20 protein-coding genes are annotated in these 18,411 nt (G+C 69.5%); 9 read left to right on the top strand and 11 right to left on the bottom strand.

Features of this window, described 5'->3' with window-relative positions; genetic code table 11:
- Together ABT304_RS30690 and ABT304_RS30685 are read left to right on the top strand one after the other, a co-directional pair.
- A partial coding sequence (locus tag ABT304_RS30690; protein ID WP_350721201.1) for an HNH endonuclease signature motif containing protein occupies window positions 1-591 on the top strand: 591 nt, incomplete at its 5' end.
- Between the two features lie 269 nt (window positions 592-860).
- Window positions 861-1,520, top strand: coding sequence for a hypothetical protein (locus ABT304_RS30685; RefSeq protein WP_350721199.1), 660 nt, complete (start codon window positions 861-863; stop codon window positions 1,518-1,520).
- Between the two features lie 20 nt (window positions 1,521-1,540).
- Here ABT304_RS30685 and ABT304_RS30680 read toward each other — a convergent pair whose 3' ends face one another.
- Entirely contained in the window at window positions 1,541-1,993 is a 453-nt protein-coding gene (locus ABT304_RS30680; protein WP_350721197.1) for a MarR family winged helix-turn-helix transcriptional regulator, read from the bottom strand.
- A gap of 56 nt (window positions 1,994-2,049) precedes the next feature.
- On the opposite strand from ABT304_RS30680, the gene ABT304_RS30675 reads away from it, so the two are divergent.
- Window positions 2,050-2,424 (top strand): VOC family protein, encoded by a 375-nt coding sequence (locus tag ABT304_RS30675; RefSeq protein ID WP_502890466.1) that lies wholly within the window; start codon window positions 2,050-2,052, stop codon window positions 2,422-2,424.
- Between the two features lie 27 nt (window positions 2,425-2,451).
- On the opposite strand, the gene ABT304_RS30670 is transcribed toward ABT304_RS30675, so the two are convergent.
- A complete protein-coding gene (locus ABT304_RS30670) occupies window positions 2,452-2,889 on the bottom strand; it encodes a DUF6234 family protein (protein WP_350721195.1) in 438 nt (145 codons plus the stop codon).
- 92 nt (window positions 2,890-2,981) lie between these two features.
- Between ABT304_RS30670 and ABT304_RS30665 the strand changes: the two genes are divergently transcribed.
- Entirely contained in the window at window positions 2,982-3,500 is a 519-nt protein-coding gene (locus ABT304_RS30665; protein WP_350721193.1) for a hypothetical protein, read from the top strand.
- Window positions 3,501-3,534: 34 nt separating this feature from the next.
- Here the strand turns inward: ABT304_RS30665 and ABT304_RS30660 are convergent, their stop codons facing one another.
- From ABT304_RS30660 to ABT304_RS30650, 3 genes are all read right to left on the bottom strand, one after another.
- Window positions 3,535-4,362 carry an alpha/beta fold hydrolase gene (locus ABT304_RS30660; protein ID WP_350721191.1) on the bottom strand — a complete coding sequence of 276 codons (828 nt, stop codon included), beginning with the start codon at window positions 4,360-4,362 and terminating at the stop codon, window positions 3,535-3,537.
- Window positions 4,363-4,531: 169 nt separating this feature from the next.
- Window positions 4,532-5,641 carry an NAD(P)H-dependent flavin oxidoreductase gene (locus ABT304_RS30655; RefSeq protein ID WP_350721189.1) on the bottom strand — a complete coding sequence of 370 codons (1,110 nt, stop codon included), beginning with the start codon at window positions 5,639-5,641 and terminating at the stop codon, window positions 4,532-4,534.
- Window positions 5,638-7,302, bottom strand: coding sequence for an acyl-CoA synthetase (locus ABT304_RS30650; protein ID WP_350721188.1), 1,665 nt, complete (start codon window positions 7,300-7,302; stop codon window positions 5,638-5,640). Before ABT304_RS30650 ends, ABT304_RS30655 begins: the two co-directional genes overlap by 4 nt.
- Before the next feature lie 48 nt (window positions 7,303-7,350).
- Here ABT304_RS30650 and ABT304_RS30645 point away from each other — a divergent pair, with 48 nt between their 5' ends.
- On the top strand, window positions 7,351-8,166 hold the full coding sequence (locus tag ABT304_RS30645) for a crotonase/enoyl-CoA hydratase family protein (RefSeq protein WP_350721187.1): 816 nt from the start codon (window positions 7,351-7,353) through the stop codon (window positions 8,164-8,166).
- A gap of 7 nt (window positions 8,167-8,173) precedes the next feature.
- Here the strand turns inward: ABT304_RS30645 and ABT304_RS30640 are convergent, their stop codons facing one another.
- Window positions 8,174-8,794 (bottom strand): cytochrome b/b6 domain-containing protein, encoded by a 621-nt coding sequence (locus ABT304_RS30640; RefSeq protein ID WP_350721185.1) that lies wholly within the window; start codon window positions 8,792-8,794, stop codon window positions 8,174-8,176.
- A 109-nt stretch (window positions 8,795-8,903) separates the two neighbouring features.
- Here ABT304_RS30640 and ABT304_RS30635 point away from each other — a divergent pair, with 109 nt between their 5' ends.
- Complete coding sequence (locus tag ABT304_RS30635; RefSeq protein WP_350721183.1) at window positions 8,904-9,491, top strand: dihydrofolate reductase family protein; 588 nt, start codon at window positions 8,904-8,906, stop codon at window positions 9,489-9,491.
- A gap of 6 nt (window positions 9,492-9,497) precedes the next feature.
- Here the strand turns inward: ABT304_RS30635 and fadD8 are convergent, their stop codons facing one another.
- The 5 genes from fadD8 to ABT304_RS30610 all read right to left on the bottom strand — a co-directional run bounded on the left by fadD8 (window position 9,498) and on the right by ABT304_RS30610 (window position 15,028).
- Complete coding sequence (gene fadD8, locus ABT304_RS30630) at window positions 9,498-11,075, bottom strand: fatty-acid--CoA ligase FadD8 (RefSeq protein WP_350721182.1); 1,578 nt, start codon at window positions 11,073-11,075, stop codon at window positions 9,498-9,500.
- A gap of 67 nt (window positions 11,076-11,142) precedes the next feature.
- Complete coding sequence (locus ABT304_RS30625; protein WP_350721180.1) at window positions 11,143-11,853, bottom strand: PaaI family thioesterase; 711 nt, start codon at window positions 11,851-11,853, stop codon at window positions 11,143-11,145.
- 9 nt (window positions 11,854-11,862) lie between these two features.
- Window positions 11,863-13,125 carry an NADH:flavin oxidoreductase gene (locus tag ABT304_RS30620; RefSeq protein WP_350721178.1) on the bottom strand — a complete coding sequence of 421 codons (1,263 nt, stop codon included), beginning with the start codon at window positions 13,123-13,125 and terminating at the stop codon, window positions 11,863-11,865.
- A complete protein-coding gene (locus ABT304_RS30615; RefSeq protein WP_350721176.1) occupies window positions 13,122-13,982 on the bottom strand; it encodes an SDR family oxidoreductase in 861 nt (286 codons plus the stop codon). Before ABT304_RS30615 ends, ABT304_RS30620 begins: the two co-directional genes overlap by 4 nt.
- On the bottom strand, window positions 13,979-15,028 hold the full coding sequence (locus ABT304_RS30610) for an LLM class F420-dependent oxidoreductase (RefSeq protein ID WP_350721174.1): 1,050 nt from the start codon (window positions 15,026-15,028) through the stop codon (window positions 13,979-13,981). Before ABT304_RS30610 ends, ABT304_RS30615 begins: the two co-directional genes overlap by 4 nt.
- A gap of 61 nt (window positions 15,029-15,089) precedes the next feature.
- On the opposite strand from ABT304_RS30610, the gene ABT304_RS30605 reads away from it, so the two are divergent.
- Genes ABT304_RS30605 through ABT304_RS30595 form a run of 3 tightly spaced genes read left to right on the top strand, consistent with a single transcriptional unit; the run spans window position 15,090 to window position 18,281 of the window.
- The gene (locus ABT304_RS30605; RefSeq protein WP_350721172.1) at window positions 15,090-16,052 is read left to right on the top strand and encodes a Zn-ribbon domain-containing OB-fold protein; all 963 of its coding nucleotides are present in this window, start codon (window positions 15,090-15,092) and stop codon (window positions 16,050-16,052) included.
- 10 nt (window positions 16,053-16,062) lie between these two features.
- Window positions 16,063-17,118, top strand: a complete 1,056-nt coding sequence (locus tag ABT304_RS30600; RefSeq protein ID WP_350721170.1) for a thiolase family protein — start codon at window positions 16,063-16,065, stop codon at window positions 17,116-17,118.
- Window positions 17,118-18,281 (top strand): thiolase family protein, encoded by a 1,164-nt coding sequence (locus tag ABT304_RS30595; RefSeq protein WP_350721168.1) that lies wholly within the window; start codon window positions 17,118-17,120, stop codon window positions 18,279-18,281. The genes ABT304_RS30600 and ABT304_RS30595 overlap by 1 nt, the downstream gene beginning before the upstream one ends.
- Window positions 18,282-18,411: the final 130 nt, after the last annotated feature.

Raw genomic sequence — 18,411 nt, 5'->3', positions numbered from 1 at the left:
GACCGGCTGGCCACCACCTTGGAGGCCTTCGCCTCACCCCGACGCGAGGACGGCACCCGCACCGAGACCGGTGAGTACCTGCCCTATGACCGCCGGCTGGGACGCGCGTTCTGTCAGCTCCTCGAGACGATTGACCCGGCCCGGCTGCCGATCCATGGCGGGGATGCGACCACGGTGATTGTGACCATCGACCTCGACCAACTCCGCAAAGAGGCCGGCATCGCCCAGATCATCGGTGGCAGCCCGATCACCGCCGCCGAAGCCCGCCGGCTGGCCTGCACCGCAGGCATCCTCCCCGCCGTCCTCGGCGGCGCCTCCGAGGTTCTCGACCTCGGTCGTAAGGAACGCTTCTTCACCGCTGCCCAGCGCCGTGCGCTGTTGCTCAGGTCAGCGACCTGTGAGGCCGAAGGGTGCGACATCCCGGGGACCTGGGCTGAAGCCCATCACTGGCTCGCTTGGGCCCAAGGTGGGGCGACCGACCTCGACAACGCTGCCCTGCTCTGCGCCCATCACCACCACCGCGCCCACGACGCCGCGTACCTGCACGAGCGCCTCCCCAACGGCGACATCCGCTTCACGCGACGCACGTAGAGCTCCCAGGATCAGCAAGGCCACATCACCGCCTGCCAACGGATGCGCGCATGGACGCGATTCCGCTCCGTTGTCGTGGCCGTTTGTGCTGTATCGCGCCAAACCCACAACGTGTGCGATAGCGCTACGGCCTATCAGCCGATTGCCGGAAGCCCGCCAATCGGTCTCGGACGAATGCCGATCAAATCGCGTGCGGTGCGCGTCGATGCGTGTCATCATCGCTCACAATTGAGAGCACTGCTCTCGCGCACCCACCGAGGAGTTCTGCAGTGACCGTCCCCCGCACCTACCCTGGCCGTCGCATCCGGATGGGCGCCATCGCGTTCGCGATCGCCGGCATCCTCTTTGCTGTCTACGAGATCGTTGCTCCACGCGCCGACGAGAGCACGCTCGACGGAGCGGCGGCGTGGGCCTCCGCCGGCTGGAGCATCGCGCACATCAGTGCCATCGTCGGCCTCATTCTCATCCCGCTCGGCTATGGCGCGATCCGTGGCTTTCTCGACGGGATGCCGCAGGAGGGGACCGCGCACCTCGCCACTGTCATCGGCTCCATCGGCTCCGGCCTGACCATCTCCTACTACGGCGCCGAGGTCTACGGGCTCAAGGCCATCGGCGAGCGCGCCGTGGCCGACGGCGACGCCAGCTTGACCGACGTGGGCAACGACTTCCGCCTCGATCCGACCGCGATGACCATCTTCTTGATCGGACTGGTGCTCGTCGCCGGCGCTGCCGTGCTCATCGCGATCGCGGTCTGGCGCTCGGGATCCCTGCCCCGCTGGAGCGCCGTCCCGCTGGCCGCTCTCCTGGTCACGATGCTCCCCCAGTTCTTCCTCCCGCACGCGGGGCGGATCGTCTGGGGCGTACTCGTCGCCTTCGCGGCCCTCTGGCTTGCCGCCGCGCTCTGGCGGGCTTCAAGCGTCCGGCCATAGGCTCCGAAGTTGCAGATCAGTCAGGCGCCGTCACCACTATCACGTAGGGCGTGGATCATGCCCTGCAGGATCCGGAACGCGTCGGACTGATCTGCCGGACTCATGCCGGTCAGCATTCTGACCTCGACAGTACGAACCGCGACGGTGGCCTCCTCGAGCTTCCGCCTTCCTTGACGCGTGAGCCGCGTGGGGAGGACTTTCCCGACGGGGGCCTCCGCCGGCCTGGTCACGTCGCCGTCTCGCTCCAAGGCGCGGAGCAGGACGTTCATCGTCTGGCGCGTCACGAATGCCCCTCGAGCGAGCTCGGAGTTCGACAGACCGGGCCGCTGCGCCAGCAGTTCGAGGCATGCGTAGTGGGTGACGCTCATGCCGAGGGGGCGCAGCACCTCCTCCATCGCGGCGCGCAAAGCGCTCGACGCCTCCTTCAGCAGGTAGCCCAGCGACTTGTCCAGGTCGACGGCGTCTTGACTCATGTCAGTATTCTGACATAGCCTTCTCGTGTCAGATAACTGACACACACTGAAGGAGCATCACCATTCCCGTCACCGGCCCCGACTTCATCTCCCTGCAGGCGCGCGACCTCGACGCGTCGCAGGCGTTCTACGAGCACTACCTCGGCCTCGTACGCTCGCCGACCGGGCCTCCGCATGCCGTCGTCTTCGAGACCAAGCCGATCGCGTTCGCGCTTCGCGAAGTCGTGCCGGGCACCGATCTCGCGTCCGTCGCTCAGCCTGGTATCGGTGCTGCGATCTGGCTCCATGCCACCGACGTCCAGGCCATCCACGATGCTCTCGTCGCCGATGGGCACACCATCGCCTCCCCGGCGATCGACGGCCCCTTCGGGCGTACGTTCACCTTCGCCGACCTCGACGGTTACCACATCACGCTTCACGACCGCGGCTGACGGCAGTTCAACGGACGGCCTGCCGTGTCAGCCACCGACGCACTCGTCGTTGTCGCCGCCGGAGTAGCAGGGTGGGGCGCGATAACCGTCGTCCTCTCGCTCCGGTGCCGGTAGGTCCACCGAGCCAGGGATGTAGCAGATCAGGACCATCGCCGTGCCGACGATGACCAGCAGAACCTGCCAGAACGTCCCGAGCAGGCGGCGCCCACGGTTGAGCAGGTGAGCGAGCGCGCCGCAGAGAAGCGCGGCGAGCGCGATCGTGGCCCAGACGCGGTACGTGGCGATGTTCGCCGGGTCGATCTCGGGCTGGTCCCCGAAGAAGACGAGATAGACGTCCAGCCAGTTCGTGGCCAGCCTGCCGAGGGCGAGAACGACCACGACGGACGCCAAGGACGTGGTGATGGGAAGCCAGGGAAGGCGCGTGATACGCCAACGGGTGCCGGACGGGCGGTCGAGAGCGAGCATGCGACGAGTCTCGCGGTGCCGCCGCGTGGCGTGATGAGTTCGCGTACTCAAGTCCTTGACCTTCAGGTCGGTCGAAGCCCCAGCATCGAGGCATGACCGCGACCCCTGCAGCTGATCCCACGATGGACGCCATCACCATCGCCGTGACCCGTGGCCACGAAGGCGAGACCGCCAGAGCACGACAGGAGTTGCTCGCCATCTGGCGTGACCTCGGAGTGCTGGGCGATCCGCTTCACCGGTGCACACTCGCTCACTACCTCGCCGATCTGAATCCCGATCCGGCCGAGGCACTCATCTGGGACGTACGCGCCCTCGACGCCGCCCGCGCACTCACCGACGATCGGGCCGGTGAGCACCATGCGGGCCTCGAGGTCGCCGGCTTCTACCCGAGCCTGCACCTCAACATCGCCGACAATCTGCGTCGCCTCGGCTCCTTCGAGGCGGCCGCCGTGCAGATCGGCGAGGCGGAGGATCGTGTGGCGGCGCTGCCGCCAGGGTCGTACGGCGACATGATCCGCACAGCGATCCGCGGTGTCCGGGACGCGATCACAGCTCGTGACACCACGCCCCGGTCGAGCTCTCCGACCGTCGGCGGGACCGAGGACGACTGAGCCAGCGCGCCCGACGCTCCGCCTAGGCCTCGACTCAGGACTGACCCGCCCTGGCGATGGTCGAGAGGATCGCGTCGGCGGCCGCACACGGCGCCTTCGTAGGGATCCAGTGGCTGACCCCGGTCAGCTCGATGAACTCGTAGGGACCGGTGACGGAGTCCTCGTTGCCTTCCAGGGCAGTCCGGCCGATCGCGACGTCGCCGTCGCTCCAGAGCATCGTCGTCGGTACCGAGACGCGGCCGACGCGCGGGGCCAGGGGCAGGGCGCGATACCAGCCCAGGCCACCGGGCAGCGCGCCGTAGTCGACGATCTCCTCGCGGAAGCGCTCGACGTCTTCGTCGTTCCAGCCACTCCCCCGCATCATCCGCTCCATCCGGCCCTCTCGCCCGGAGACGAGCTCGGGAAGCAGCGGGATGTTGAAGAGTGCCATGTAGACCGACTTGCGCCGCTGCGGCCCCTTCATCGACCGGGCGAACGGGACCGGGTGCGGCACCGACATCGCGGTCCAGCTCCGGACCAGGTCGGGCCGCTTGGCCGCCACTCCCCAACCGACCGCACTCCCCCAGTCGTGACCGGCCAGGTGCACCGGCCGGCCGATCTCATCGATGAGCGCCACCACGTCCTCGACCAGCTGGCCGGCGCCGTAGCCGAGGCGCGTACGCGGCCGGGCACCCGGCGAGTAGCCGCGCTGGTCCGGGGCGATGGTGCGGAAGCCGGCCTCGTGCAGGATCGGTGACACCTCGCGCCAGCAGGTCGCCCGCTCCGGGAAACCGTGCAGGAGCACGACCGGGTCGCCGTCGGCCGGGCCCGAGTCGATCACGTCGAAGGTGAGTCCGTCACGTACGTAGCTCGAGATCGTCACGCGTCCATCCTGTCAGCGCCCCGCCCGTCTGTGCGGCGGGGTCATGGTGTGCGGTAGCGGCGCCGGCGACCATTGTGTGCGATAGTGCGCCGAGGTAAGGCGCGACGAGTCGCGGCATGAGAAAGGCGCCGGCTCGTTCGACGAGCCGGCGCCTTCGTGGTGCTTCGGACTATCCCTCGGCGATCGCGTCCAGGCGCTTTACCGTGGCCTCGAACTCGGCGATGAGGTCGGCCATGACCGCGGCGACGGGGCGTACCTCGTTCATCCGGCCGACGATCTGCCCGACCGGCATCGCGACGACGTCGGGATCCCCGGCGGCGTTGATCCGGTTGTGGGCGTCGGAGACGAGCAGGTTCTGCAGCGGCATCGGGAGCGGCGCCGGCGAGCCCTCGGCCTCCCAGGCATCGGTCCACTTCGACTTCAGCAACCGGGCGGGCTTGCCGGTGTAGATCCGCATCCGGCGGGTGTCGGCGGACGTGGCGCGGGTGAAGGCGGTCTCCCAGCCGGCGTGGGTGTTGAGGTTGCGATATTCGCTCGTCCCGAGCCAGATGGAGCCGGTCCAGACGCCCTGCGCACCGAGCGCCAGCGAGGCGGCGATCTGACGGCCCGAGCCGATCCCGCCGGCACCCAGCACCGGTACGTCCGGCCCGACCGCGTCGACGATGTCGGGCTGGAGCACCATCGAGGCGATCTCCCCGGTGTGCCCGCCGGCCTCGTAGCCCTGGGCGACGATGATGTCGACGCCGTTCGAGACGTGCGAGACCGCGTGCTTCGGGGCTCCCGCGAGGGCGGCCACCTTGACGCCGTGCTCGTGGGCCTTCTCGATCACGTCGTTGGGCGGGGTGCCGAGCGCGTTGGCGATCAGCACCGGCCGGTGCTGCAGCGCGACGTCGACGTGCGAGCGCGCGGTCGAGTGCAGCCAGCCGAGCACACCCTCGCGCCCCTCCCCCTCCGGCAGCGGCGGTACGCCCAGGGAGAGCAGCGTCTTGTCGACCCACTCGGTGTGCTCCGCCGGGATGTAGGCCGACAGGTCCGTCGAGGTGCCTTCGGTCGGCACCTTCATCGGCATGACCACGTCGACGCCGTAGGGCTTTCCATCGGTGTTCTCGTCCATCCACGTCAGGGTGCGGTCGAGCTCCTCGGCGTCGTTGAAGCGTACGCAGCCCAGCACGCCCAGCCCGCCGGCCTTGGAGACCTCCGCGGCCACGTGCTCCGAAGGGGTGAAGGCGAAGATCGGGTAGTCGATCCCGAACGCCTCGCACAGTGCCGTACGGATCATGCCTTTGCTCCTTCGGGGTCCTGCTCTGCTGCGGTCGCTTGGGTGGCCAGGGCGATCTCCTTGGCCTTGGGGTACTGGGCCTTGCCCGTGGCGTTGCGGGGCACCGCGTCGACGATGGTCAGCGCACGCGGCAGCTTGTAGCCGGACAGGTGAGCCCGCAGGAACGTACGCAGCCCCTCCAGCTCGATGGTGGCACCCGGTCGCGGCTGGACGACCGCGGCGACGGCCTGGCCGTAGCGCTCGTCCGGGATCCCGACGACGAGGGTGTCGTAGACGTCGGGGTGGGCCTTGATGGCGGCCTCGACCTCCTCGGGGTAGACCTTCTCGCCGCCGGTGTTGATGCAGTTGGAGCCCCGCCCGAGGAGAGTGAGGCGGTTGTCGGTCTCGATCCGGGCGTAGTCGCCGGGGATCGCGTAGCGGGTGCCGTCGATCTCGACGAAGGTCTTTGCCGACTTCTCGGGGTCCTTGTAGTAGCCGACCGGCACGTGGCCCTTGCGGGCGGTGCGGCCGATCTGGCCGACGTCGGCGGCGAGGTCGAGGGGGTGGCCGTCGTCGCCGATCACGGCGGTGTGGGCACCCGCGGTCACCACGGGGCCGTCGGTCGAGAGCGCCGAGGCGTCCTGGAGCCCGGTGCCCTGGAAGCCGGTCTCGGTCGAGCCGATCGAGTCGGTGAAGACCGCGTTCGGGAAGGCCCGCATCCAGCGTTCCTTGACCGACTTGGAGAAGATCGCGGCCGAGGAGGCGATGGCGAACAGCGACTGGCCGTCGAAGCTCTGCCCGTTGCCGGGACCGGCCTCGTACGCGTCGATGAGCGGCACCGCCATCGCGTCACCGGTCATGAACATCATCTGGACCTTCTCGCGGTCGACGATCTCCCAGGTGCGTACCGGGTCGAACTTGGGCTCGAGGATCGTCACCTGGCCGGCGAAGAGGTGCATCAGCAGGCTCGCCTGGGCGCCGCCGTGCATCAGCGGGCTGAGCGGCAGGGTGATGAGTCCGCCGCCGGCGGCCTGCTTGGACTGGTCGTACTCCTCCAGCGGCACGCCCGTCATGAAGTCGATGCCGCCGCCGAGCACGCGCCAGAAGTCCTCGTGACGCCACATCACGCCCTTGGGGAAGCCGGTGGTGCCGCCGGTGTAGATGACGTGGATGTCGTCGGGGCTGCGCTCGCCGAAGTCGCGCGCGTCGGACTGCCCGGTCTGGGCCTCCTCGAGCGTGACGCCGCCGAACGGGCTCAGGTCGGACTCGTCGTGGGGCTCGAGCGGGTTGGGGACGGCGACGAACGTCTTCAGTCCCTCCAGCTTCGGGGAGACCTCGGCGACCAGCGGCGCGTAGACGCGGTCGTGCACCAGGGCCTTGAGGTCGGCATTGTCGAAGAGGTACTCCAGCTCGCCGGCGACGTAGCGGTAGTTCACGTTGATCGCGACGGCTCGGATCTTGAGGATCGCGAGCAGGGCGATGACGTGCTCGACGGAGTTCTTGGAGTAGAGCCCGACGTGATCGCCCTTCCCGATCCCCTGGCCGGCCAGGTAGTGGGCCAGCTTGTTGGACTCACGCTCGAGCTCTGCGTAAGTCACTTTGCGGTCGCCGACTTGGACCGACACCTTCTCGGGCGCGGCGTCGACGGCGTGTTCGAAGAGGTCAGCAAGGTTCAGCGCCATGACTGCGAGACTAGAACACGTTTCAGTTTTCCGCTAGGGTCTGATGTTATGCCGATCACAGAATCTTCTGCTGAGACCCACTCCGGGCCCCACGCGATCGTCGAGCAGGACGGCCACAAGCTCATCGTCACGATGAACCGTCCCGAGCGCCGCAACGCCCTCTCCTCCGAGATGCTGCGGATCATGGAGGACGCCTGGGACCGGGTGAACTCGGACCCCGAGATCCGGGTCTGCATCCTGACCGGCGCGGGTGGCTACTTCTGTGCCGGGATGGATCTGAAGAAGGCGGACGAGAAGCCGCCCTCGGAGTCGTTCGAGGAGGGCTTCGACCCGTCGGTGATCAAGGGTCTGCTCAAGGGCTTCCGGCTCACCAAGCCGCTCATCGCGGCCGTCGAGGGCCCCGCCATCGCCGGCGGCACCGAGATCCTGCAGGGCACCGACATCCGCGTCGCCGGCGAGTCGGCCAAGTTCGGCGTCGCCGAGGCCCGCTGGTCGCTCTACCCGATGGGCGGCTCCGCGGTCCGTCTCCCCCGCCAGATCCCCTACACCGTCGCCGCCGAGCTGCTCCTGACCGGACGTACGCTGCTCGCCCCCGAGGCCAAGGAGCTCGGCCTCATCGGCCACGTCGTTCCCGACGGCACCGCGCTCGAGAAGGCCCACGAGCTCGCCGACATGATCGCCGCCAACGGCCCCCTCGCCGTCCAGGCGATCCTTCGCACCATGCGCGAGTCCGAGGGCAAGCACGAGGAGGAGGCCTGGGCCGACGACGCGAAGGTCGGCGCCGCGGTCTTCGCCTCCGAGGACGCCAAAGAGGGGCCCAAGGCCTTCCTGGAGAAGCGCAAGCCCGAGTTCAAGGGACGCTGAGACCCCGTCAGGCCCGGCCCTTCCTGACGTACGCAGCCCCGGGCAGCATCCGCGGCAGCAGCCCACTCCGCAGCACCAGCAGCAGATGTGCGCCGAGCGCGACGAAGAACGCGATGTGGGCAGCGATGTGCAGCGCGACCAGATCGCCGGAGACGGCCACCAGCGCGAGCCCGGTGAGCGGGACGACGAACATCAGTGAGAGCAGCGCGCGCTCGGTGACATGGGCCAGCCGCCGGTCGGACGCGGTGAGCCACGGGGGCAGCGGTGCGATCATGCGCCAGGCGACCCGGAGGCCGCCAAGGAGCAGGATGGCCAGGCCGAGCAGGATGTGCAGCTCGGGGAGGCTGATGCCGTCCACACCGATGCCGCCACCCCACAGGTCGGACCACGCAGTCTCGAGCGTGCCCTCGTCGCCGAGTCGAGCCTCGCAGGCCTCCTCGATGCGGTCGATCCGCTCGTCCTCCGCGTCGGAGGTGTCACCGCCGCTGCGGTCCTCCCCCGGCGGGTCGCAGTCGGCCTCCGGCGACATGGCATAGCCGACCACGAACTGCAGCACGAAGGCGGCGACGGTCAGCCAGTGCAGGGTCTTGGTGACGACCCCATAGCCCGTTGCCGTCGCGCCTGACATCGGAGCCAGCGTAGTGGGACCTCCGAGCCCATCGTGTCGGATCGGCCGGATTCCGATCGTGGTCCTGGTGAGCGTCGCCCTCCGCGGCGCACCACCAACAGGAGGAACCATGTCCGACACCTCACGTACCTCTCGCACCCCCGTCCGCCTGTCCATGTCCATGACCCTGGACGGCTTCGTCACCGGCCCGGACGACCGCCGTGGCCAAGGGCTCGGTCGGGGAGGTGGGCGGATCTTCGACTGGCTCGACGACCGTCACGGCGCCGGCGTGAACGGCGACGTCTACCGCGAGTACCTCGCCACGGGAGCGCTGATCTCCGGGCGGCGTACGTATGAGCTGGCCGACCGCTGGGGTGGCGACCACCACGACGGCGTCCCGATCCATGTGCTCACCCACCACCCCGACGACGTCCCGCCAGGCAGTGCCCGCTACTTCACGGACGTCGATCGGTGCGCCGACGAGGCCCGGCAGGTGTCCGGCGACAAGGTCGTCATGGCACACGGCGCCGGCCTCGGTCAGGCGCTTCTGGCCGCGCGCCAGCTCGACGAGATCGAGATCCACCTCGTGCCCGTTCTCCTCGGTGCCGGGAGACGACTCTTCCCCGACGATGGCGTCGGGCCCGTCGAGCTCGATCTCACCCGGCGCCTCGAGGGGCGCGGGGTGACCCACCTTCGCTACGTGGTCCGCTACCCCTGACGTACGTCACTGCGAGAAGCGGGCGCGGAGGGCCTTCTTGTCGGGCTTGCCGAGGGCGGTCATCGGGATCGCGTCGATCTCGATGACCGACTTGGGCGCGTGAACGGAGCCCTTCCGCTCCTTGACCAGGGCCTGGATCTCGGCGACGACCTCGTCGGAGAGCACCGCGTCGGGGCGAGGGACGACCACGGCAGTGACGGCCTCGCCGAACTTCTCGTGCGGGGTGCCGATGACGGCGACCTGGGCGACCGCGGCATGGGTCGCGATGACGTCCTCGACCTCACGGGGGAAGACGTTGAAGCCGCCGGTGACGATCATGTCCTTGGTGCGGTCGACGATGTACCAGAAGCCGTCCTCGTCCTCCCGCGCGACGTCGCCGGTGCGCATCCAGCCGTCGCGGAAGGTCTCGGCGGTGACCTCGGGCAGCTGCCAGTAGCCACCGGAGAGAAGCGGTCCGGCGACGCAGATCTCGCCGGGCTCGCCAGGCGCGACCGGCTGGCCGTCGGCACCGATCAGGGCGGTACGGACCAGCGCGGACGGCCGGCCGCACGAGGTGAGCCGATGAGTGAGCGGCTTCCCGTCGGCGTCGACGTGGTCGCCCTTGGCGAAGTAGGTGATCGCCATCGGCGCCTCGGACTGGCCGTAGTACTGCGCGAAGATCGGCCCGAACCGCTCGATCGCCTCGGCCAGGCGCACCGGGTTGATCGCGGAGGCGCCGTAGTAGACGGTCTCGAGCGACGACAGGTCGCGGGTGCGGGAGTCCGGGTGGTCGAGAAGTGCGTAGAGCATCGTCGGGACCACCATCAGCGAGGAGATCCGCTCGCGCTCGATGGCCTCCAGGACGGCGGCCGGGTCGAACCTCGGCATCACGAACAGGGTGCCGCCCTTGATCACGACGGGCACGAAGAAGGCCGCGCCGGCGTGCGAGAGCGGTGTGCACATCAGGAACCGGGGCGCCTCGGGCCACTCCCACTCCGAGAGCTGCACCTGGGTCATCGTCGCGAACGACCCGGACAGCCCGATCACTCCCTTGGGCTTCCCGGTCGTCCCGCCGGTGTAGGTGATCGAGGTGACGTGGTCGGGCGGGAGCAGCCTGGCGGTGAGCGGCTCGACCGGATAGGTCTCCGCGGCGGCGACGAGATCGACGCCGACATCGGCCAGCGGCGGCGGCACCGGTCCGATGGTCAGCACCCGCTTCAGCCCAGGACACATCTCCAGCAGCTCGACGGCACGATCGGCGAAGTAGGGATCGATGATCAGACCGGTGATGCCGGCATCGTTGATGACGTACGCCTGGTCCTCCGCGCTACCCAGCGGGTGCAGCGCCGTGCGCTGGAACCCCTGGGTCTGGCCGGCGCCGAGGATGAAGAGCACCTCGGGGCGGTTGAGCGCGAGCAGCGCGGTCGCAGAGCCGGTGCCGGCGCCGAGCGCCTCGAAGGCCTGGACGTACTGACTGATCCGCGCCGCCACCTCCGCCCCGGTGAGACTCACGTCTCCGAGATGAATGATCGGACGGTTCTTGTGGCGCTCCAGCGCCGAGACCATCAGATGACCGTTGTGGGGACCGATGCGGCTGGTATCCATGCCCGCACCTTACCGTGAAACTAGAACGTGTTCTAGCCCTGGCGAAGAGGGCTGAGCGGGAGCCGGTTCAGGCGTCGCCGACGTGGTCCCGGTCGGCGGCGGCCATCGCCTCGCGTGCCCACCGCGGCAGGATGAAGATGCCCTCGGCCTCGACGCACAACACCGGTTCGGAGCCGTCGGTCGGCCGGGTCAGCAGCCGGCCGCGTACGACCGCCTTCACACCTTCCGTCGACGCGATCCGCGCCTCACCGCGCAGCGGCCCGAGCGGGGTCCCCTGCTTGTAGACGATCGTCAGGGTGCCGGTCATCCCGGGGCGACCACCGGCCGAGGCGGCCTCGCCGAGCAGCTGGTCGAGAATCAGCGCCGAGACACCGCCGTGGACCAGCCCCGGCGGGCCCTCATAGGCCGGCCCGAGCGAGAAGTCGGCCCAGACGTACTCACCGTCGCGCTGCACCGCCAGCGGCGGGGCGAAGGCGTTCCCCTTCCCCACCACCGGGTTGCCGTAGTTGCGGAAGCCGCCGTCCGCCCCGAACCGGACCCCGTGCGGACCGGGCAGCGCCTCGGCGAGCAGCTCGTCGGTCAGTGCCTCGACCCGGCCGCGTACGTCATCGAGGACCGAGTCCGAGACCTGGGTGCGCACGACGGCGTCGACGAGCCGGCGCACCGAATCGGTCAGCGGCACCAGGCTGGCCTCCCGCTCCTTGATCTCGGCGTCGGTCATGTCGTCGTGGACGTATCCGGCAGGAGCCTTCGGGTGGTGCGCACGTCCGTAGTGCATGGAGGACATCTAGCTTCTCGTCTCAGGTCTGTCGGCCGAGGAGGATTCGGCCAAGATCGGGTGAGCCTCACCGTAGACGTGCTCGTCGTCGAGATGGCAATGGGTCCCCGGGTAGATCGTCGACATGCACAGGTTGCAGTGGGTGCATCGCGACACCGTCGAGGGGTCCGCCCGGAGGCGGTTGACCAGGTCCGGCTCGCGAAGCAGCGCGCGGGCCATCGCGACGTACTCGAAGCCCTCGTCCATCGCGGTCCGCATCCCAGCCAGGTCGGTGACCCCGCCGAGGAGCACGAGCGGCATCGTGAGCGCACGACGGAACTCGCGGGCGTTGTCGAGGAAGTAGAGCGGCTTGTAGGGGTACTCCTTGAAGAAGCCCTTCCCCACCATCCGCATGCCCATCCGGATCACCGGGTGCAGCGGCATGTTGGCGGCCATCTCGCGGTAGGGAGCGTCGCCGCGGAACAGATACATCGGGTTCATGAACGAGGAGCCGCCGGTGAGCTCGAGCGCGTCGAGGTGACCGTCGGACTCGAGCAGGCGCGCGAACTCGACCGACTCGGGCAGGTCGAACCCACCGCGATAGCCGTCGCGCATGTTCATCTTGGCGAGCACGGCGACCTGGCCGCCACCCACATCAGCAACCGCCTCCCGGACGGCCGCCAGGATCCGGCGCGGGAAGGAGGCACGGTTGGCCAGCGACCCGCCGAACTCGTCGGTACGCGAGTTGAGGCGCGGACTGAGGAACGAGCTGGGCAGGTAGTTGTGGCCCAGATGCACCTCGATCGCGTCGAATCCGGTCTCGACCGCCATCCGGGCCGCGGCGCCGTGCTGCTCGACGACCCGGGCGAGGTCCGCCGCGGTCGCGGCGCGGTTGAACGCCATCCCCAGCGCGTTGAACGAACGCGTCGGCGCCAGCGACGGCACCCCGTTGGACTTGGCGTTGGCCACCGGGCCGGCGTGACCGATCTGGGCCGAGATCTTGGCGCCGGTCGCGTGGACCTCATCGGTCAGCCGCCGCAGCCCCGCCAGGGCCTCCGGGCGCCAGTAGATGCAGTCGGCGTGCGTACGTCCCTCCGGGGCCACGGCGAGATAGGCGACCGTGGTCATCCCGACGCCGCCCTCGGCGACGGCGAGGTGGTAGTCGATCAGCCGGTCCGAGACGAGCGCCCCGGGTGAGGCGCCCTCGAAGGTCGCCGCCTTGATCACCCGGTTGCGCAGGGTCACCGGACCCAGCGTCGCCGGCGCGAGCGGGTCGGTCGTGGAGTCGGTCACGCGCGTACCTTCCTGAACTCACGCATCCTGCGCAGATAGCCCCGCAACCGCCGGCCCGGCACCGGCCGCGGCCAGTCGTCGGCCCGGAACCAGGCGTCGGTGCCACCGTCGACCACGACGACGCTGCCGACCATGAAGTCCGCGGCGGGGCCGAGCATGTGGATCACCCAGTCGGCGAGCAACCCGGGGTCTCCGTAGCCTCCGGCCGGGACCGGGAAGGACCGGATCGCCTTCGCCTCCCCCGGCGTCGCGAGCTGCCTCTCCAGCAGCGGCGTCAGCACCGCGCCCGGCGCGATCGCGTTGAGCCGGATCCCCGCCTGCACCCATTCCGGCTCGACCGCCCGCCGCCGCACCCAGCGAGTGACCGCGACCTTCGAGGCACCGTAGGCCATCGCCGGCGCCCGCTTCCCGAAGATCCGGTACGCCTTCAGCGCCCGCTCCGCGTCACCCTCGAGCAGCGCCGCGACCGCCCGTGCCGGGATCAGCGGCATGGTGGTGGTCGAGTTGCTGGAGAAGACCACCACCTTGGCGTTCCCGGTCGCGGCGAGCGCCTCGCGCCAACCCTCGAGGAGCTCGACGACACCGAGGTAGTTGACCTGCGTGATCAGGGCGGGCCGCTCGCGCCCCGGCGCCGGCCCGAGCCCGGCCGCGAGGACCGCGCCGTCGAGCCGGCCGCCACAGGCGGCGAGCACCTTCTCGGTCGCGTCGCGGCGACCCTGCGGCGTCGACAGGTCGGCGACCACATCGGCCTCGGCGATGTCCACGGTCACGACCCGGTGCCCGGCGGCGAGGAGTCGCTCGACCACCGCAGCTCCCATGCCCGAGGCCGAGCCGGTGACGGCGTAGACAGCCGTCACCCGAGCACCTCGGCGATGCGGTGGACGTCGGCGGCCGAGCCGAGGCTCAGCAGCAGCGTGGTCACACCGGTCTCCTCCCACTGGGCCACCTTGTCGCGTACCTCCGCCTCGGTGCCGATGATGTGCAGGTCGTCGACGAGCTCGTCGGGGATGAGCGCGGTGGCCTTCTCCTTCTCACCGGTCAGGTAGAGCGCCTGGACCTGCCCGGCGAGCTCGGCATAGCCCATCCGCTCGAAGACCTGGTTGTGGAAGTTCTGCTCCTTGGCACCCATCCCGCCCATGTAGAGGGCCGCGAACGGCTTCATCGCATCGAGCGCCGCCTGCTTCTCCTCCGCGTCCGCGACGACCTGGAGATGGCAGGTCGCGGCGATCTCGAAGTCGTCGGCAGTACGCCGCGCCCCGGGTCGCGCGAAGCCCTCGGCCAGCCAGTCGGCGTACATCGGTGCGGACCTGGGGGTGTAGAAGATCGGGATCCAGCCGTCGGCGATCTCGGCGGTCTGGGCGACGTTCTTGGGGCCTTCGGCACCGAGCCAGATCGGGATGTCGGCCCGCAGCGGGTGCACGATCGGCTTGAGCGGCTTGCCAAGCCCGACCGAGCCCTCGCCCGTGAAGGGCAGCGGGTAGTGCGGCCCGTCGTTGGTCACCGGCGCCTCCCTCGCGAGCACCTTGCGGATGATCGAGACGACCTCGCGGGTGCGGGCCAGCGGCTTGCCGAACGGCTGGCCGTACCACCCCTCGACCACCTGCGGACCGCTCACGCCGAGCCCGAGGATGAACCGGCCTCCGGAGAGACGGTCGAGGGTCAGCGCGTGCATCGCGATCGAGGTCGGCGTACGCCCGGACATCTGCACGATCGAGGTGCCGAGACGGACCCGAGAGGTCTCCCGGCCCCACCAGGCCAGCGGCGTCAGGGCATCACTCCCCCACGCCTCGGCGGTGAAGATCGCGTCGAACCCGGCCTCCTCCGCGGCGGCGACGAGCTCGCCGACGCCCGTCGGTGGCTGTGCTCCCCAGTAGCCAAGCTGTAGCCCCAACTTCACTCTCATCGACTCCTTCGTCGCCTCTTACGGGTTGTGGCCAATACTAGAACGTGTTTCACTTTCTGTCATGAGTCGCACCCTTCAGGCACCCGTGACGGTCGCCTTCGACTACACCAGATCCACAGGCCCGGTGATCGGCCGCTTCCTCACCGGACTGCGAGACACCACCATCGTCGGCGGCCGGCTCGGCGACGGTCGAGTCGCCGTCCCACCCCCTGAGTACGACCCGGTCACGCACCAGGCCGTAACCGAGTTCGTCGAGCTGCCCGACACCGGCACGGTCACCTCGTGGACCTGGGTCAGCGAGCCCGTCGCCGGCCAGCCGTTCGAGAGGCCGTTCGCGTACGCACTGATCACCATCGACGGCGCCGACACCCCGTGGCTGCACGCCGTCGACGTCGCCTCCCCCGACGACATCGAGACCGGGATGAAGGTCCGAGCACGATGGGCCGAGGAGCGCACCGGCTCGGTCAACGACCTCGTCTTCGAGGCCGACGGCGGCGACCCAGCAGGCAACCCAGCAGGCGCTCCAACGCAGGCCGGAGGCGAGGACGTCAGCCTGATCGTGACCCCGGTCAGCCTCGACTACCACTACGCGGCCTCGCCGGAGGAGTCCTCGTTCTTCCGCGGCCTGGCCGAGGGCCGGATCCTGGGACAGCGCTGCCCGAAGTGCCGGAAGGTCTATGTCCCACCGCGCGGCGCCTGCCCGACCGACGGCGTGCCGACCGCGGAGGAGATCGAGCTCTCCCACGTCGGCACGGTGACCACCTTCTGCATCGTCAACGTCCCGTTCCTGGGACAGAAGATCAAGCCGCCGTACGTCTCCGCGTACGTCCTCCTCGACGGCGCCGACATCGCGCTGCAGCACCTGATCCTGGACATCCCGGCAGAAGAGGTCCGGATGGGGATGCGGGTCAAGGCGGTCTGGAAGCCGCGTGACGAGTGGGGCACCAGCATCGAGAACATCAGCCACTTCGCGCCGACCGGTGAGCCGGACGCGGACTTCGACAGCTACAAGCACCACCTGTGAGGAGCGCTCAGTGAGAGACGTTGCCGTCGTCGGGTTCGCCCAGCGACAGATGAAGGACTTCGACGGGTCGCCGAGCATGGCCGAGCTGCTCGTGCCGATCCTGGCCGAGTGCTACGAGCAGACCGGATGGGCCAAGAAGGACATCGGGTTCTGGTGCTCGGGCTCGTCCGACTACCTGGCCGGCCGGTCGTTCTCGTTCGTGAGCGCGATCGACGCGATCGGGGTGCTGCCTCCGGTCAACGAGTCGCACGTCGAGATGGACGCCGCCTGGGCCCTCTACGAGGCCTGGATCAAGATCCAGACCGGCGAGGTGGACACCGCGCTGGTCTTCGGTTTCGGCAAGGCGTCTGCGGGCGTCCTGCGCCGCACACTGTCGCTGCAGCTCGACCCCTACACGATGACGCCACTGTGGCCCGACACCGTCTCCCTGGCCGCGCTCCAGGCGCGCCTCGGGCTCGACGCCGGGCTCTGGGACGAGGCCGCACTGGCCGAGGTCGTCAACCGGTCGCTGACCGATGCGGAGAAGAACGAGTACGCCGTCCGTGCCGGCGGCTCCTCGGTGAGCGAGCTGCTGGCCCGGCCGATGTTCGCCGACCCGCTGCGCAAGCACGACTGTGCCCCGGTGACCGACGGAGCGGCCGCGATCGTGCTCGCCGCCGGCGACCGCGCGTACGACGCCAACCAGCGTCCGGCCTGGATCACCGGCATCGCGCACAGCTCCGACGGTCTCCACCTCGGCACGCGCGACCTGACGCTCTCCGGCTCGGCCCAGCGGGCAGCAGCCGCCGTGGGCGGCACCGCGGGCGTCCAGGTCGCCGAGCTGCACGCGCCGTTCAGCCACCAGGAACTCGTCCTGCGCTCCGCGCTCGGACTGGGTGATGACGTGCAGATCAGTCCCTCGGGCGGGGCGCTCGCCGCCAACCCGATGTTCAGCGCCGGCGCCATCCGGATCGGCGAGGCCGCCAAGCGGATCTGGGACGGGTCGGCCGACAAGGTGCTCGGCCACGCGACCAGCGGCCCGGGACTGCAGCAGAACCTCGTGTGCGTGATGGAAGGACGAAACTGATGGGCAAGACCCCAGCCGCCGTGATCGGGATCGGCCAGACCCACCACCGCGCCAAGCGCGAGGACGTCTCGATGGCCGGGCTGTGCCGCGAGGCGATGGACCGGGCGCTCGAGGACGCCGGCCTGACCCTCGACGAGGTCGACGCCATCGTCATCGGCAAGGCACCGGACCTGTTCGAGGGCGTGATGATGCCCGAGCTCTACCTCGCCGAGGCGCTGGGCGCAGCCGGAAAGCCGCTGCTGCGCGTGCACACCGCCGGCTCGGTGGGCGGCTCGACCGCGATCGTCGCCTCCTCGCTGGTGCAGGCCGGCGTCCACAGACGCGTCCTCACCGTCGCCTTCGAGAAGCAGTCGGAGTCCAACGCGATGTGGGCGCTCTCGGTGCCGATCCCGTTCGTGATGCCCGTGCACGCCGGCGCGGGTGGCTACTTCGCCCCGCACGTACGCTCCTACATCCGCCGCGCCAACGCGCCCTCGCACGTCGGCGCGATCGTCGCGGCCAAGGACCGCAACAACGCGCTGAAGAACCCCTTCGCCCACCTCCACAACGAGGGCACCACGGTCGAGTCCGTGCTGGCCTCGCAGATGCTCTGGGACCCGATCCACTACGACGAGACCTGCCCCTCCTCAGACGGCGCCTGCGCGATGGTGATCGCCGCCGAGGACGTCGCCAAGACGTACGAGGCACCCGCCTGGATCCACGGCACCGTGATGCGCTCCGAGCCCACCTCCGCCGCCGAGCGCGACCAGGTCAACCCGCAGGCGGGCCGCGAGGCCGCGGCGGCGCTGTGGAAGGCGACCGGGATCACCGACCCGGCCCGCGAGATCGACTGTGCCGAGATCTACGTGCCGTTCGCCTGGTTCGAGCCGATGTGGCTCGAGAACCTCGGCTTCGCCGCCGAGGGCTCGGGCTGGAAGCTCACCGAGGCCGGCGAGACCGCCCTCGGTGGCAGCCTGCCGGTCAACATGAGCGGCGGCGTACTCTCCTCCAACCCCATCGGCGCCTCCGGCATGCTCCGATTCGCCGAGGCCGCCCTGCAGGTCCGGGGCCGCGCCGGCGAGCACCAGGTCGACGGCGCCCGCCGGGCGCTCGGGCACGCCTACGGCGGTGGCTCGCAGTTCTTCGCGATGTGGGTCGTCGGCTCCCAGCCGCCGACCAACTGACCTCGTCGAGTCGGCTCGTCATGACGAGCCGACGCGACGGGGATCGACGAAAAACCCAGAGGGCCACCCACCCCGGCCCGGGCGGTTACACAAAGGAACAGAACACGAGAGAAAAAAAGACACACACACA

Source organism: Nocardioides sp. NPDC000445 (assembly GCF_040300245.1).
In the GTDB taxonomy this organism is placed as follows: Bacteria; Actinomycetota; Actinomycetes; order Propionibacteriales; family Nocardioidaceae; genus Nocardioides.
This window is presented reverse-complemented; position numbering and strand designations above follow the sequence as displayed.

What these genes read in the sequence shown, in the direction of transcription:
- ABT304_RS30680 (WP_350721197.1), bottom strand. Translation starts at nt 1,993, where the DNA reads ATGAGTCAAGACGCCGTCGACCTGGACAAGTCGCTGGGCTACCTGCTG.
- ABT304_RS30670 (WP_350721195.1), bottom strand. Translation starts at nt 2,889, where the DNA reads ATGCTCGCTCTCGACCGCCCGTCCGGCACCCGTTGGCGTATCACGCGC.
- ABT304_RS30665 (WP_350721193.1), top strand. Translation starts at nt 2,982, where the DNA reads ATGACCGCGACCCCTGCAGCTGATCCCACGATGGACGCCATCACCATC.
- ABT304_RS30655 (WP_350721189.1), bottom strand. Translation starts at nt 5,641, where the DNA reads ATGATCCGTACGGCACTGTGCGAGGCGTTCGGGATCGACTACCCGATC.
- ABT304_RS30650 (WP_350721188.1), bottom strand. Translation starts at nt 7,302, where the DNA reads ATGGCGCTGAACCTTGCTGACCTCTTCGAACACGCCGTCGACGCCGCG.
- ABT304_RS30645 (WP_350721187.1), top strand. Translation starts at nt 7,351, where the DNA reads ATGCCGATCACAGAATCTTCTGCTGAGACCCACTCCGGGCCCCACGCG.
- ABT304_RS30640 (WP_350721185.1), bottom strand. Translation starts at nt 8,794, where the DNA reads ATGTCAGGCGCGACGGCAACGGGCTATGGGGTCGTCACCAAGACCCTG.
- ABT304_RS30635 (WP_350721183.1), top strand. Translation starts at nt 8,904, where the DNA reads ATGTCCGACACCTCACGTACCTCTCGCACCCCCGTCCGCCTGTCCATG.
- fadD8 (WP_350721182.1), bottom strand. Translation starts at nt 11,075, where the DNA reads ATGGATACCAGCCGCATCGGTCCCCACAACGGTCATCTGATGGTCTCG.
- ABT304_RS30625 (WP_350721180.1), bottom strand. Translation starts at nt 11,853, where the DNA reads ATGCACTACGGACGTGCGCACCACCCGAAGGCTCCTGCCGGATACGTC.
- ABT304_RS30610 (WP_350721174.1), bottom strand. Translation starts at nt 15,028, where the DNA reads ATGAGAGTGAAGTTGGGGCTACAGCTTGGCTACTGGGGAGCACAGCCA.
- ABT304_RS30605 (WP_350721172.1), top strand. Translation starts at nt 15,090, where the DNA reads ATGAGTCGCACCCTTCAGGCACCCGTGACGGTCGCCTTCGACTACACC.
- ABT304_RS30595 (WP_350721168.1), top strand. Translation starts at nt 17,118, where the DNA reads ATGGGCAAGACCCCAGCCGCCGTGATCGGGATCGGCCAGACCCACCAC.